This window comes from Ramlibacter humi (assembly GCF_004681975.1).
Classification (GTDB): Bacteria; Pseudomonadota; Gammaproteobacteria; order Burkholderiales; family Burkholderiaceae_C; genus Ramlibacter; species Ramlibacter humi.
Window position 1 is genome coordinate 272,519 of record NZ_SMLK01000005.1, and the last position, 13,954, is coordinate 286,472.

At 69.1% G+C, this 13,954-nt stretch carries 13 protein-coding genes and 1 riboswitch; of the genes, 4 read left to right on the plus strand and 9 right to left on the minus strand.

The features are described from left to right. Positions 1-62: 62 nt before the first annotated feature. The 4 genes from EZ216_RS21835 to ahcY form a co-directional block, all read right to left on the minus strand. Entirely contained in the window at positions 63-527 is a 465-nt protein-coding gene (locus EZ216_RS21835) for a septal ring lytic transglycosylase RlpA family protein (RefSeq protein ID WP_439126738.1), read from the minus strand. Then, complete coding sequence (gene metF, locus EZ216_RS16175; protein ID WP_135250815.1) at positions 524-1,354, minus strand: methylenetetrahydrofolate reductase [NAD(P)H]; 831 nt, start codon at positions 1,352-1,354, stop codon at positions 524-526. The genes EZ216_RS21835 and metF overlap by 4 nt, the downstream gene beginning before the upstream one ends. Beyond that, complete coding sequence (locus EZ216_RS16180; protein ID WP_135250816.1) at positions 1,351-2,106, minus strand: TlyA family RNA methyltransferase; 756 nt, start codon at positions 2,104-2,106, stop codon at positions 1,351-1,353. The genes metF and EZ216_RS16180 overlap by 4 nt, the downstream gene beginning before the upstream one ends. A gap of 78 nt (positions 2,107-2,184) precedes the next feature. Beyond that, positions 2,185-3,621 carry an adenosylhomocysteinase gene (gene ahcY, locus EZ216_RS16185; protein ID WP_135250817.1) on the minus strand — a complete coding sequence of 479 codons (1,437 nt, stop codon included), beginning with the start codon at positions 3,619-3,621 and terminating at the stop codon, positions 2,185-2,187. A gap of 71 nt (positions 3,622-3,692) precedes the next feature. Further along, positions 3,693-3,762: riboswitch (S-adenosyl-L-homocysteine riboswitch) on the minus strand. 53 nt (positions 3,763-3,815) lie between these two features. Between ahcY and EZ216_RS16190 the strand changes: the two genes are divergently transcribed. Continuing rightward, on the plus strand, positions 3,816-4,907 hold the full coding sequence (locus EZ216_RS16190) for an ATP-dependent DNA ligase (RefSeq protein WP_135250818.1): 1,092 nt from the start codon (positions 3,816-3,818) through the stop codon (positions 4,905-4,907). A gap of 18 nt (positions 4,908-4,925) precedes the next feature. On the opposite strand, the gene ligD is transcribed toward EZ216_RS16190, so the two are convergent. Next, the gene (gene ligD / locus EZ216_RS16195) at positions 4,926-6,152 is read right to left on the minus strand and encodes a non-homologous end-joining DNA ligase (RefSeq protein ID WP_135250819.1); all 1,227 of its coding nucleotides are present in this window, start codon (positions 6,150-6,152) and stop codon (positions 4,926-4,928) included. 89 nt (positions 6,153-6,241) lie between these two features. On the opposite strand from ligD, the gene EZ216_RS16200 reads away from it, so the two are divergent. From EZ216_RS16200 to EZ216_RS16210, 3 genes are read left to right on the plus strand one after another with little or no spacing between them, the layout of a single operon-like run. After that, on the plus strand, positions 6,242-7,873 hold the full coding sequence (locus tag EZ216_RS16200; protein WP_135250820.1) for a peptide chain release factor 3: 1,632 nt from the start codon (positions 6,242-6,244) through the stop codon (positions 7,871-7,873). 50 nt (positions 7,874-7,923) lie between these two features. After that, positions 7,924-9,174 (plus strand): S41 family peptidase, encoded by a 1,251-nt coding sequence (locus EZ216_RS16205; protein ID WP_135250821.1) that lies wholly within the window; start codon positions 7,924-7,926, stop codon positions 9,172-9,174. Further along, complete coding sequence (locus tag EZ216_RS16210; protein ID WP_205959689.1) at positions 9,171-9,980, plus strand: HAD family hydrolase; 810 nt, start codon at positions 9,171-9,173, stop codon at positions 9,978-9,980. The genes EZ216_RS16205 and EZ216_RS16210 overlap by 4 nt, the downstream gene beginning before the upstream one ends. Here the strand turns inward: EZ216_RS16210 and EZ216_RS16215 are convergent. From EZ216_RS16215 to EZ216_RS16230, 4 genes are all read right to left on the minus strand, one after another. Further along, positions 9,977-10,810: a phosphate/phosphite/phosphonate ABC transporter substrate-binding protein gene (locus EZ216_RS16215; protein WP_205959690.1), complete on the minus strand. Its 834-nt coding sequence runs from the start codon at positions 10,808-10,810 to the stop codon at positions 9,977-9,979. The two genes, EZ216_RS16210 and EZ216_RS16215, sit on opposite strands and share 4 nt — an antisense overlap. A gap of 154 nt (positions 10,811-10,964) precedes the next feature. Next, positions 10,965-11,726 carry a gamma-glutamyl-gamma-aminobutyrate hydrolase family protein gene (locus EZ216_RS16220; protein WP_135250822.1) on the minus strand — a complete coding sequence of 254 codons (762 nt, stop codon included), beginning with the start codon at positions 11,724-11,726 and terminating at the stop codon, positions 10,965-10,967. A 97-nt stretch (positions 11,727-11,823) separates the two neighbouring features. Beyond that, the gene (locus EZ216_RS16225; protein WP_135250823.1) at positions 11,824-12,792 is read right to left on the minus strand and encodes a Bug family tripartite tricarboxylate transporter substrate binding protein; all 969 of its coding nucleotides are present in this window, start codon (positions 12,790-12,792) and stop codon (positions 11,824-11,826) included. Between the two features lie 110 nt (positions 12,793-12,902). Beyond that, entirely contained in the window at positions 12,903-13,949 is a 1,047-nt protein-coding gene (locus EZ216_RS16230; RefSeq protein WP_135250824.1) for a histone deacetylase family protein, read from the minus strand. Positions 13,950-13,954 lie beyond the last annotated feature (5 nt).

Consider the following 13,954-nt stretch of genomic DNA (forward strand, 5'->3'; position numbering starts at 1 on the left):
TACGAGGCCCAGCGCCGCATCGACCAGGACCGCGAACGCATCCGCAACCTCTGCATGCAGAACTACGGCCGGCCCTGCTGCTGACCGCGCCGGCGCGGCGGCAGTTCCTGCGCCAGCGTCAGCACCACCGATCTCGTTCCCACGCCCAGCAGGCCCAGCGCCTGCGCGGCCGCATGGCTCAGGTCGATGATGCGGCCCGCCACGTGCGGCCCGCGGTCGTTGATGCGCACGACGATGCTGCGGCCATTGCGCGGGTTGCGCACCAGCACGCGCGTGCCGAAAGGCAGCCAGGGATGCGCGGCGGTGAAGGCCTTCATGTCGAAGCGCTCGCCGCTGGCCGTGCGCCGGCCGTGGAAGGCCAGCCCGTACCAGGACGCGGGACCTTCCTCCACCACCGGCGAAGGCGAAGCGGAAAGTTGCGGCGTCTCTGGCAGCGGCTTGTCCAGCCCGAACGGCTCGCCGGCCTCGTCGGCCCACGCACCGCACGAAGCGAAGCCCGCCAGCAGCAGCGCCGCCCAAGCCCTCACGCGCCCAGCCTCCGGCAGATTTCCAGCGTGGCCTGCGCCTGGTTCATCGTGTAGAAGTGCAGGCCGGGCGCGCCCTCCGCACGCAGCCGCTCGCACAGCGCGGTGACGACGTCCAGGCCGAACGACTTGATCGAAGCCGAGTCGTCGCCGAAGCCCTGCAGCCGCAGCCGGATCCAGCGCGGGATCTCCGCGCCGCACGCGTCGGAAAAGCGCATCAGCTGCGTCGAACTGGTGATGGGCATGATGCCCGGCACCACCGGCACCTGCACGTTGCGCTTGCGCAGTTCATCGACGAATCGCAGGTACGAATCGGCGTTGAAGAAGTACTGCGTGATGCCCGAGTCCGCGCCCGCTTCCACCTTGGCGATGAAAGCCTCCAGGTCCGCCTGCGGCGAACGCGCCTGCGGATGCACCTCGGGGTACGCGGCCACTTCCAGCGTGAACTGGCGGCCGGTTTCCGCGCGGATGAAAGCGACCAGGTCACTCGCGTAGCGGAACTCGCCGCCCAGGCCGTAGCCGCTGGGCAGGTCGCCACGCAGCGTGACGATGCGCTTCACGCCCGCGGTCGAGTACGCGACCAGCCGCTCGCGGATGCTGTCGCGCGTCTGGCCGATGCACGAGAGGTGCGGCGCGGCCGACACGCCTTCGGCCATGATCTCGCGCACCGAAGCCAGCGTGCCCTCCTGCGTGGACCCGCCCGCGCCGAAAGTGACCGAGCAGAACTCGGGCTTCAGCGCATACAGCTTCTGCCGCGCCCCGCGCAGCTTCTCCGCCCCCTCTTCGGTCTTGGGCGGAAAGAATTCCAGGCTCACCGGAAGCGTGCTCATGCTCCCCTCCTTGCGTCGATGAAGAACTCGCGGTTGCCGTCGCCGCCGCGGATCGGGCTGTCGTGCCAGCCCAGGACTTGCAAACCATTCGCCGCGCAGGCTTCGCGCAAGCGCGCTTCCACCTGCGGGTAGAGCGCCTCGTCGCGCACCACGCCGCCCTTGCCCAGCTGGCCGGGCTGCAGCTCGAACTGCGGCTTGGCCAGCATCAGCAGGCGTCCGCCCGGCGCGAGCAGCGGCGCGAGGGCGGGCAGCACCAGCGTGAGCGAGATGAACGACAGGTCGCCGACCGCGAGATCGAAGTGCGCTTCGACGCCCGCTTCGCGCAGGCGCGCCGCATCCAGCTCGCGCGCATTCACCTTCTCCAGCGCGACCACGCGTGCATCGGCCCGCAGCTTGTCGTGCAGCTGGCCGTGGCCCACGTCCACGCCGGCCACCTGCGCCGCGCCTTGCTGCAGCAGCACGTCGGTGAAGCCGCCGGTGGACTGGCCCACGTCCAGGCACCGCAGCCCGCGCGGGTCCACGCCCGCCGCGCGCAACGCACCTTCCAGCTTCAGCCCGCCGCGCGAGACGTAGCGCGTTTCCGCGTCGTCCAGCAGCTCGACCTGCGCGCCTGCGGGCACCTCGTCGCCGTTCTTGGCCACGTCGTGCCAGCCGCGCGCGTCGTGCCAGCGCACGCCCGACGCGATCAGGCGCTGCGCCTGCGAGCGCGTGGCCGCGAGGCCGCGTTCGACGAGGAGCTGGTCGGCGCGCATTCGGGCAATGGCAAATGAGCTCGCTGCCGCTCGATGACAAATGACTTCATGCGTCATTTGTCATTCGCCATGCGCAGCTCAATAGCGGTACGTATCGGGCTTGTACGGCCCGTTCTTGTCCACGCCGATGTAGGCGGCCTGCTCGGCGGTCAGCTCGGTGAGCTGCGCGCCCAGCTTGGACAGCTGCAGGCGGGCGACCTTCTCGTCCAGGTGCTTGGGCAGCACGTAGACCTTGCCCGTTTCGTACGCCTTCGGCTTGGTGAACAGCTCGATCTGCGCCAGCGTCTGGTTGGCGAACGAGGAGCTCATCACGTAGCTGGGGTGGCCGGTGGCGCAGCCCAGGTTCACCAGGCGGCCCTTGGCCAGCAGGATGATGCGCTTGCCGCCTTCGAAGATGACGTGGTCGACCTGCGGCTTGATCTCTTCCCACTGGCACTTCTTCTCGAGCGTCGCGACGTCGATCTCGTTGTCGAAGTGGCCGATGTTGCAGACGATGGCCTGGTCCTTCATCTTCGCCATGTGGGCGTAGGTGATGACGTCCTTGTTGCCGGTGCAGGTGACGAAGATGTCGGCCTTGTCGGCGGCATAGTCCATCGTCACGACGCGGTAGCCTTCCATGGCGGCCTGCAGGGCGTTGATGGGGTCGATCTCGGTCACCCACACCTGCGCCGACAGCGCGCGCAGCGCCTGCGCGCTGCCCTTGCCCACGTCGCCGTAGCCGGCCACCAGGGCCACCTTGCCGGCCACCATCACGTCGGTGGCGCGCTTGATGCCGTCCACCAGCGATTCGCGGCAGCCGTACAGGTTGTCGAACTTGCTCTTGGTGACCGAGTCGTTGACGTTGATCGCGCGGAACTTCAGCAGGCCCTTGTTGGCCATGTCCTGCAGGCGGTGCACGCCGGTGGTGGTCTCTTCCGTCACGCCCAGGATCTGGGCCGACTTGCGGCTGTACCAGGTCGGGTCTTCGGCCAGCTTCTTCCTGATGGAAGCGTGCAGGATGCGCTCTTCCTCGCTGGAGTGGGTGTCGATCAGCGACAGGTCCTTCTCGCAGCGCATGCCCAGGTGCATCAGCAGCGTGGCGTCGCCGCCGTCGTCCAGGATCATGTTCGGGCCTTCGCCCTCGCCGCCCTTGGCGCCGAAGTCGAAGATGCGGTGCGTGTAGTCCCAGTACTCTTCCAGCGACTCGCCCTTCTTGGCGAACACCGGCGTGCCGGCGGCGGCGATGGCCGCGGCGGCGTGGTCCTGGGTGGAGAAGATGTTGCACGAGGCCCAGCGCACCTGCGCGCCCAGCGCCTGCAGCGTCTCGATGAGCACCGCGGTCTGGATGGTCATGTGCAGCGAGCCCGTGATGCGCGCGCCCTTCAGCGGCTGGGCCTTGGCGAATTCCGAACGGATCGCCATCAGGCCGGGCATCTCGGTCTCGGCGATGCGGATTTCCTTGCGGCCCCAGTCGGCCAGGGCGATGTCGGTGATGACGCAGTCTTGCGTCGCGGTCTGCTTGAGAACGGCGTTCATGGCGGCTCCTGAAACGGGTTTCGGTCCAGCCACTGCCTGCAAGGGGTTGTGCAACTCACCTCACGTAGTGCAGTGGGTGAGCGTCGTTGCGAAGGTTTCCGAGCCTCACACCTGGGCGGTGCTGCAACGCTCCTCGGATGGGTTGCGATTATACGGAGCGCCCACGGCCGGGCAGCGCTGAGGTACAAAGCCGCATGGTTTCCGCGACACTTTTCACGGCCCCGCTGGCCCCCATGCTGGCGAAGATCGCCGAGTCCCTGCCCGAAGGCGAAGGCTTCCTGTTCGAACCCAAGTGGGACGGCTTCCGGGCCATCGTGTTCCGCGGCACCTCGGGCGTGACCATCCAGAGCCGCGACCTCAAGCCGCTCAACCGCTACTTCCCGGAACTGGAGAAGGTGCTGGCCGAGCAGCTGCCCAAGGGCTGCATCGTCGACGGTGAGATCGTGGTCGCGGGACCGAACGGCCTGGACTTCGACGCCCTGCAGCAGCGCATCCATCCCGCCGCATCGCGCATCGCCAAGCTGGCGAAGGAAACGCCATCGGGCTTCGTCGCCTTCGACCTGCTGGCTGCCGGCGGCAAATCGGTGATGGACCTGCCGCAGCGCGAACGGCGCGCGCGGCTGGAACGTTTGCTCGGCTCCGCCAAGGCGCCGCTCTACGTCACGCGGGTGACCACCGACCGCGGGCAGGCTCAGGAATGGCTGCAGCGCTTCGAAGGCGCGGGCCTGGACGGCGTGATGGCCAAGCCCGCCGAAGCGACGTACCAGCCCGGCAAGCGGACGATGCTCAAGATCAAGCACGCGCGCACCGCCGAATGCGTGGTGGCGGGCTTCCGCTGGTACAGGGATTCGCAGGACGCGATCGGTTCGCTGCTGCTGGGCCTGTACGACGGCGCGGGCGTGCTGCAGCACGTGGGCATCACTTCCTCGTTCACGATGGACATGCGCCGCCAACTGCTGGAAGAGCTCGCGCCGCTGCGCGAAGGCGCGATGGCCGACCACCCCTGGCGCGAGTGGGCACAGGCCAGCGCGGGCGACGCCGAGCGCATGCCCGGCGCCAAGAGCCGCTGGAGCGGTGGCAAGGACCTCAGCTGGGAGCCGCTGCGGCCCGAGTGCGTGTGCGAAGTGAAGTACGACCACCTGCAGGGCGACCGCTTCCGCCACGCCACCACGTTCCTGCGCTGGCGCCCCGACAAGCCGCCCACCGACTGCCGCTACGACCAGCTGGAAGTCACCACGCCTTTCGAGCTGGCCCAGGTGTTCCAGCCCGCCGCGGCGGCGACGTAACACGCGGCGCGGCCGTCGTCAGCCCGGCTTGGGCTCACGCGGACGCAGCTTCGCGGGCACGTGCTCGAGGTTGATTCGCACGCGATACCACAGCGAGGAGCTGCCGCGCATGCGATCGACCAGCACGTCAGCCGGCTCCAGGTGCGCCGCCGCCTTCGGGTGCTTCTGCTTCCATGCTTCGGCCGCCGCGACGGCTTCCGCCTCGCGGTCCGAGCGCGCCACCTCGATCAGCGGCTTGCTGCTGCGCCGCTTCGACGGCGCGGCGCGCGTCGGCTCGCCGGCCTGCTTGCGGTAATGCGGCGGCCACGGCGCGTCGCCCTGCCCCGCGCTCTCGTGCTTCGCCGAGAGCTCCAGCAACGCATCGAGAGACCCCGGCGACTCGTCGATGCGCGCGTGCGGGTCACCGTGCTGACGCAGCCGCGCCGGCACCGTCTTCATCGTGAAGTCCGCCGGGTCGCAGTCGCCCAGCTCTTCCCAGGTCACCGGCGTGGACACGCGGGCATCGGGCCGCGGCCGCACCGAGTAGGCCGAAGCCACGGTGCGGTCCTTGGCGTTCTGGTTGTAGTCCACGAACACGCCGTGACGCTCCTCCTTCCACCACGCGCTGGTGGCCAGCTGGCGCGCGCGGCGCTCCACCTCGCGGGCCAGTGCCAGTGCGGCGCGGCGCACCTGGTCGAAAGACCAGCGCGCCTCGATGCGCACCAGCAGGTGGATGCCGCGCGAGCCTGAAGTCTTGGGCCACGCCACCAGGCCGTGTTCGTGCAGCACTTCGCGCGCGACCATCGCCACTTCGCGGATCTGTGGCCAGGGCACGCCGGGCATCGGGTCCAGGTCCACGCGCAATTCGTCGGGGTGGTCCAGGTCCTCGGCGCGCACCGGGTGCGGATGCAGTTCCAGGCAACCCAGGTTGGCCATCCAGGCCAGCGCCGCGGCGTTGCGCGGCACCACCTCTTCGGCCGTGCGGCCGGATGGGAAACGGATGGTGCTCACTTCGATGAAGTCCGGCCGGTTTGCCGGCGCCCGCTTCTGGAAGAAGAACTCGCCACCCACGCCGTCGGGGTAGCGCACCAGCACGCAGGGCCGGCCGCCCGTGCCGCGCAGCGCCCCTTCGGCCACATCCACGTAGTAGCGGACCAGGTCCAGTTTGGTGAGCTTGACCTCCGGAAAGAGCACCTTGCCGGGGTTGGAGACGGCCACCTCGTGGCCGTCGGCGGCGATCACGGTGGCGGATTGGGAAGCAGCCATCCCGGCAAGCTACACCCATCGGCGACAATACGGGTCCCGCCGAAACGCTTTGCAGCTGATCGGCGCGTTTCGAAAAAGAGCCCCTCCCCGTGTCCGCATCGCCCTTGACCGCCGAAGTCCGGCGGCGCCGAACCTTCGCCATCATTTCCCACCCCGACGCGGGCAAGACCACGCTGACGGAAAAGCTGCTGCTGTTCTCGGGCGCGATCCAGATCGCGGGCGCGGTGAAGGGCCGCAAGGCTTCGCGCCACGCCACCAGCGACTGGATGGAGATCGAGAAGCAGCGCGGCATCTCGGTGGCTTCGTCGGTGATGCAGATGGTCTACCGCGACCACGTGATCAACCTGCTGGACACGCCGGGCCACAAGGACTTCTCGGAAGACACCTACCGCGTGCTCACCGCCGTCGATTCGGCGCTGATGGTGATCGACGCGGCCAACGGCGTGGAAGCGCAGACCCGGCGCCTCATCGAGGTCTGCCGCCAGCGCAACACGCCCATCATCACCTTCGTCAACAAGATGGACCGCGAGGTGCGCGAGCCGCTGGACATCCTGGACGAGGTGGAACGCGAACTGGGCATGCCCTGCGTGCCCATGACCTGGCCGGTGGGCAAGGGCAAGAGCTTCGGCGGCATCATGAACCTGCGCACCAGGGCGATGACGGTGTTCGAAGCCGGCAGCGAGCGCCGCCCGCAGGACTTCGAGGCCATCCCGCTGGACGACGCGGACACGCTGCGTTCGCGCTTCGGCGCGGAATACGACGCCGCGGCCGAGAGCATGGAACTGGCCACCGGCGCCTCGCCCGAGTGGAATCACCAGGCCTTCCTGGATGCGAAGCAGACGCCGGTGTTCTTCGGTTCCGGTGTCAACAACTTCGGCGTGATGGAGGTGCTGGACGCGCTGGTGGACATCGCGCCGGCGCCGCAGCCGCGCCTGAGTTCGGCGGTGGTCAACCGGCAGACGCAGGAAAAGACCGTCGCGCCTGACGACGCCAATTTCGCCGGCGTGGTGTTCAAGGTGCAGGCCAACATGGACGCCAACCACCGCGACCGCATCGCTTTCGTGCGCATGGCCTCGGGCCGCTACACGCCGGGCATGAAGCTGAAGGTGCAGCGCACCGCCAAGGAGCTGCGCCCGACGTCGGTGGTGACCTTCCTGTCGCAGCGCCGCGAAGCGGTGGAAGAGGCGTACGCCGGCGACATCATCGGCTTCACCACCCACGGCGGCGTGCAGCTGGGCGACACCATCACCGACGGCGCCAGCCTGCAGTTCACCGGCCTGCCCTTCTTCGCGCCGGAACTGTTCATGACCGTGCTGCTGCGCAACCCGCTGCGCACCAAGCAGCTGCAGCAGGGCCTGGCGCAGCTGGGCGAGGAAGGCGCCATCCAGGTGTTCCGCCCGCAGGCCGGCGGCGCCATGCTGCTGGGCGCGGTGGGCCAGCTGCAGTTCGAGGTGGTGCAGCACCGCCTGAAGACCGAGTACGACGCCGACATCCGGCTGGAAGGCTGCCAGTACACGGGCGCCCGCTGGATCACCGCCGATACCCCGGCCGAGTTGCGGGCTTTTACCGACGCTTACCCGCAGCGCATGGCGCTGGACGCCGCCGACGCGCTGGCATTTCTTTGCACTTCGCCTTACGACGTGCGGCTGGCACAGGAACGATTTCCCAAAATCCACTTCCACCTGTTGCGCGAGCACGCCGGGCTCTCTTTATCGCAGTGACGGGCTGAAACAGCCCAACAATAATTGCGGCTCTTCCGTGGAGTTGAGCCGTGTTACAAGTTCCCTCGCTGCGCCACGCAGCTGCCTTTGCCACCACTTTCGTGGCGCTCACGCTGGCGGCCTGCGGGGGCGGCGGTGGCGGCGGCAGCAGCAGCGACACCGCTTCCGGTGCGCAGCTCTCGTCCTCCCTGGCGAACCAGTGCGGCCTGCCGGACCAGCAGCGCTGGCTGCAGGCCTACATGGGTGAGACCTACCTCTGGAACGACGAGATGCCCAGCGCGGACGCCGCCGGCTACAGCGACATGTCGTCGTACTTCAACGCGCTGCTGGTGAAAACCACCGACGCCAACGGCCGCGCCCGCGACCGCTTCAGCACGGTGATGACGGCGACGTCCGCCGACGCGATGCAGAACGTCCGCAGCGGCAACGCCACGCCCTCGGTGCTGACCAGCAACACCAACCCCGTGCCCATGGTTCGCACCATGACCAGCCGCACCGGCCGCAAGGTGGGCTACCTGCTGTTCAACGAGCACAGCCGCGGCGCGCAGGATGCGCTGATCGCCGCCTTCACCAGCCTGAAGGCCGCCAACGTGCAGGAACTGGTGCTGGACCTGCGCTACAACTCCGGCGGCTTCATCTACATCGCCCAGGCCGCCGCGGCCATGGTGGCCGGCCCCTCGGTGGACGGCCAGATCTTCGAATCGGTGCGCTACAACACGCGCCGCACCGGCGAGAACGCCGCCGGCACCTTCTGGTACAGCAACACGGTCACGGTGGCGGAAGACAACTACCCGGCGGGCACCGCGCTGCCGCAGCTGTCGCTGCCGCGCCTGTACGTGCTGACCTCGCAGCTGACCTGCTCGGCCAGCGAATCCATCATCAACAGCCTGCGCGGCATCGGCGTGCAGGTGGTCCTGATCGGCGACCGCACCTGCGGCAAGCCCTACGGCTTCCACCGCAAGGACAACTGCGGCAGCGCCTACTTCCCCATCGAGTTCCAGGTCTACAACGCCCAGGGCTTCGGCGAATACCAGGCCGGCTTCCCGGTGCAGTGCCGGGTGCGCGAGGACGCCACCAAGGCGCTGGGCGCCAGCAACGAGCCCCTGCTGGCGGCGGCCGTCAACTACATCGACACGGGCGCCTGCCCGGCGGGCACCGGCACCGGCGTGCAGTTCTCGGCCTCGGCCTCAACACTGCAACAATCCGCGGACGGCGGGTCGATCTTCGACCGCGCCGGAGCCCCACCCGCGGACTCCCCCATGTACCAGGCCGGCTGGGATGGGCGCCGCCTGCAGCCTTGACCCAAGACCACACGCCACTCGACCAATGGACCGCCGAAGCCCGCCAGGGCATCGCCGGTCTTTTCACGGACATCGACGACACCCTCACCACCGAGGGCGCGATCACGCCAGACGCCCTGCAGGCGCTGGGCGACCTGCGCTCGGCGGGGCTGCACGTCATCCCCATCACCGGCCGCCCGGTGGGCTGGAGCGAGCCTTTCGCGCTGGCCTGGCCGGTGGACGCCATCGTGGCCGAGAACGGCGCCGTGGCGCTGGTGCGCGGCGACGACGGGCGGCTGCGCAAGCTGTACCAGCAGCCCGAAGCCGAGCGGCGCGTGAACTTCGAGCGCATGCAGCGCGTGCTGGCGCGCATCGAGCGTGAGATCCCCGGCGCCCGCCGCGCCGAGGACAGCCCGGGCCGCGAGACCGACATCGCCATCGACCACAGCGAGTTCACGCAGCTGCCGCAGGCGCGCATCGACGAAGTGGTGGCGCTGATGCGTTCCGAAGGCATGACCGCCACCGTCAGCTCCATCCACGTCAACGGCTGGTACGGCAGCCACTCCAAGCGCGAAGGCGCGCGCTGGATCGTGCGGCAGCTGCTGGACGAAGACCTGGACGCGCAGCTGGAACGCTGGGTCTACGTCGGCGATTCCACCAACGACGTGCTGATGTTCGAGCACTTCCCGCACAGCGTGGGCGTGGCCAACATCGCGCGGTTCTGGGACCAGCTGTCGCACGCGCCCGCGTACGTCACGCGCGGGGAGCGCGGCGCGGGCTTCGCGGAAGTGGCGCGGGCGATTCTGGCCGCGCGCCCCGGGCGTTAGAGCGCGGGCTTCTTCCCCAGCCAGTCGAGCAGCTCACTCAGGCGCTTCTCGCCGCCGGTGTCGAAGCCGGTGATGCCGATCGATTTCAGCGCGTCGGGGCCGCCGGGCACCGTTTCGATGGACGCCAGCTGCTTCTGGATCGCCTCGACCTGCCTGGCGCTGACCGACTTGCCGGCGATCAGCGGGAAGTAAGGCTGCGGCTTGCTCTTGTGCAGCACCACGCCGCCGTTCTTCTGCCACTCCTTGGCCAGGCCGGAATAGGACGCCACGCCGCCCACGTCGGCGAAGCCGGTGTCCAGGTACTGGCCCACGGTGGCCTGCTCGCGCGTGTACGCGACCTTTTCCTTGTCGATGTCGATGCCCTGGTCGCGCAGCTCGGCGCGGCAGAACTTGGTCATGTACGCGGCCTGCTCCGGCAGCACCCAGCGCTTGCCGTGCGCGTCGGACAGCTTCTTCAGGCCGGAGTTCTTGGGCGCGACGATGAGGCAGTTGCCGTCGGGGTTGGCGTTGGCCACGTAGCGGTAGCCGTAGTCGCGCACGCCGCGCGCCGGGTAGTCGCTGGGGCGCGCCATCACGAAGTCGTAGCGGCCCTGCTTCATGCCTTCCTCGAGCAGGCCGAACTCGCGCACGAAGACGACCACCACCTTGTGCTTGGCCGCGTCGCCGATGACGCCGGCCAGCCCGCCGTACTTGGCGATCACGCGCGCGTGGTCGGTGCCGCCGGAGGTGCCTTCGCTGACGGCCAGCACCCATTCCTTGCCACCTTGCGCCATCGCCGGCGCGGTCCAGGCCGCGCACGCGGCGGCCAGGGCCCACAGCAACTTCCTCATGTCTCCCTTTGTCCTCATGTGTGTAACGGGAAGCGCATTCTTCGCAAGGATGGCGCGAACGCCGAGGAACTTTTCCACGCGGCGCCGCGAGCTGATCAGCTCGTTTGTTACGAGACGAAACGCGTGAGGGGGCAGGACAACGCGCGCGCCGGCGTCAGAGCATCTTCCGGCGGCAATGCTCGCGGCACGCCTGGGCGAAGGCTTCGAGGGTGCGCGCGTAGAACGCGTTGGCGTTGTGCCGCCATTCGGGGTGCCACTGCACGCCGAAAGCGAAAGCCGACGCGTGGTCCACGCGCACCGCCTCCACCAGGCCGTCGGGTGCGCGGCCTTCGGCCACCAGGCCTTCGCCCAGCCGCTTGATGCCCTGGCCGTGCAGCGAATTCACCAGCGCCCGCGTGCCGCCGGCCCACTGGGCGAAAGCGCTGCCGGGCTCCAGCAGGACTTCGTGCCGCTCGGCGAACTGCTCTTCGAGGCTTCCGGATTCGGGCTCGCGGTGGTCGAGCAACCCCTGCTCCGTGTGCACGCGCTGGTACAGCGATCCGCCCAGCGCCACGTTCATCTCCTGCAGGCCGCGGCACACGCCGAACAGCGGCGTGCCGCCGGCGACGGCCGCCTTCACCAGCGCCATGGTCAGCGCGTCGCGGCGCGGGTCGAGCAGGTCGGTGTCGAGCGCCTTCGTGCCGTAGTGCGATGCCTCGACGTTGGATGGCGAACCGGTGAGCAGCACGCCGTCGACCAGGGGCAGCAGCTCGCGGATGTCGCCGGCCCCCGCCATCGGGAACAGCACCGGCTGCAGGCCCAGTTCGCACACGCAGGCCGCGTAGCGGTCCGCCAGCACCGTGTACCCGCCCGGATCCGAAAGGTCCAGGTTGCGGTGGCAGGCAGGCAGCCAGACGAGCGGCTTGTGCGCGGGCATGCCGGGATTGTCGCTCCGCCGTGCGCTGGCGCGGCAGCGCAGCGGCGCATGCCGGCGTCGGACGGGGCCGATGCGGCGGCGAACGGCCGGGCCGCTGTCAGCTCGGCTTCGCCAGCCCCAGCTTCTCCACCAGCGCCTTCTCGGTGGCGAAGGTGTCCTGCGCGAACCTGGTGTACTGCGCCGGGCTCATGTACATGGGCAGCATGTCGTAGCGCGCCAGCGCGGCCACGTAGCTGGGTTCCTCCATCGCCTTCTTGAAGGCTTCGTGCAGCTTGTTCACCACTTCCGGCGGCGTGCCGCGCGGGGCGCCGATGCCGAAGGGCGAGTTCTGCACGATGTTCAGGCCCAGTTCCTTGAGCGTCGGCACGTCCGGGAACTTGTCCAGGCGCTTGTCGCCCCAGGTGTTGAGCACGCGCACCTTGCCGGCCTGCACGAGGGGCGCGAAGCCGGTGGAGTCGGCCATCGCCATGATGTGCCCGCCGCCGATGGCCTGCGCGAGGTCCGCGCTGCCCTTGTAGGGGATGTGGTTCAGCTGAATGCCCAGCTGCTGCGCGATCAGCTCGGTGGTGAGGTGCGGACTCGTCAGGGTGCCGGTCGAGCCGTAGCTCAGCTTGCCCGGATTGGCCTTGGCGTACGCCACAAAGTCGGCCCAGGTCTTGAACGGGCTGTCGGCCGGCACCGCGATGCCGAACGCGTAGCCGGTGACGTTGATGATGTAGGTGATGTCGTTGACCGGGTGCCAGTTGATCTTCGTCGTGTACGGCAGGCGGAACACGCCCAGCGGGATCTGCGCCAGCGTGTAGCCGTCGGCCGGCGACGACTGCAGCTGCTGCGCGGGCAGCGTGCCGCCGGCACCCGGCTTGTTCTCGACGATGACGGGTTGGCCCAGCACCTTGCCGGCGTTGTCGGCCAGCGAGCGCATCGTGATGTCGGTGGGCCCGCCCGCGGGGAAGGCGATCTGCAGGCGGATCGGCTTGTTCGGGAAGCCCGCGCCCTGCGCGAAGGCGGGCAGCGTGGGCACGGCGATGGCGGAAGCAGCCAGCTGGATCAGTTGTCGGCGGCGCATGTTGTTCTCCAAAGGGGACGATCGAAGCCCGCGATTGGACGGGCCGCGCCCCGTTCGCGCATCGGGAAAGTCCCTGCGCCGCTGTCGCGGACGCGAAACCGAAACCGCGCTCAGCCCGCGCGCTGGCGGAAGCCGTCCAGCACGTTGACGGCGTTGACGCCGGCGGCGGCCACCGCGTAGCCGCCTTCGAAGACGAAGGCGCAAGGCAGGCCCGTGGCCGCCAGGTCTTCGCCCACGCGCAGGTAGTCGCCGCTGCGCAGGCGGAAGCCGGAGATCGGGTCGTCCTCGAAGGTGTCCACGCCGAGTGAGACCACCATCGCCTGCGCACCCCACGCGCGGATGGCCTCGAGCGCCTTGGCGAGCGCGCCGCGCCACGTCACGAAGTCCGTCCCTCGCGGCAATGGCAGGTTCAGGTTGGCGCCCTCGCCCGCGCAGGCGCCACGTTCATCCGCGTAGCCCAGGTAGTACGGGTACTCGGTGCGCGGATCGCCGTGCACGCTGGCGAAGAACACGTCGCCGCGCTCGTAGAAGATGGCCTGCGTGCCATTGCCATGGTGGTAGTCGACATCCATCACCGCGACCTTCTGCAGCCCACCGTCGCGCAACGCCTGCGCCGCGATGGCTGCGTTGTTCAGGAAGCAGTAGCCGCCGAAGAAGTCGTGGCCCGCGTGGTGGCCGGGCGGGCGCGTCAGCGCGAATGCGGCGCGATCGCCGGCGAGCAGGCGCTGCGCGGTCCCCCATGCACATGCGGCGCCCTGACGAGCCGCCGTCCAAGTGCCGCTGGTGAGCGGCGAGCCCGCGTCGTACGAGAACAGGCCCATGCGCGCCGGGAAGCTCTCGGGCAGCACGTCGTGGCGGAAGGTGCGGATCGGCCAGTACGAAGGCAACGCGTCGCGCTGCGCGTTCTTCGGGTCGAGCGCCACCCACTCGTCCCACGCGCCTTCGAGGAAGCGCAGGTAGCGCGGCGCGTGCACGCGCTGGAGCAGCGCGTCGCCGATCTCCGGCACCGGCGCGAACTCGCCGAGCTTGCGCGACTTCAGTTCGGCCAGCACGTGCTCCACGCGGGCCGGCACCTCGAAGCACGGCACCAGCTCGCCGCGGAACATCTCGTGCTTGCCGTGGTGGGCGGCCTGGCGGTCGTTGTAGAAGACTTGCATGCGGC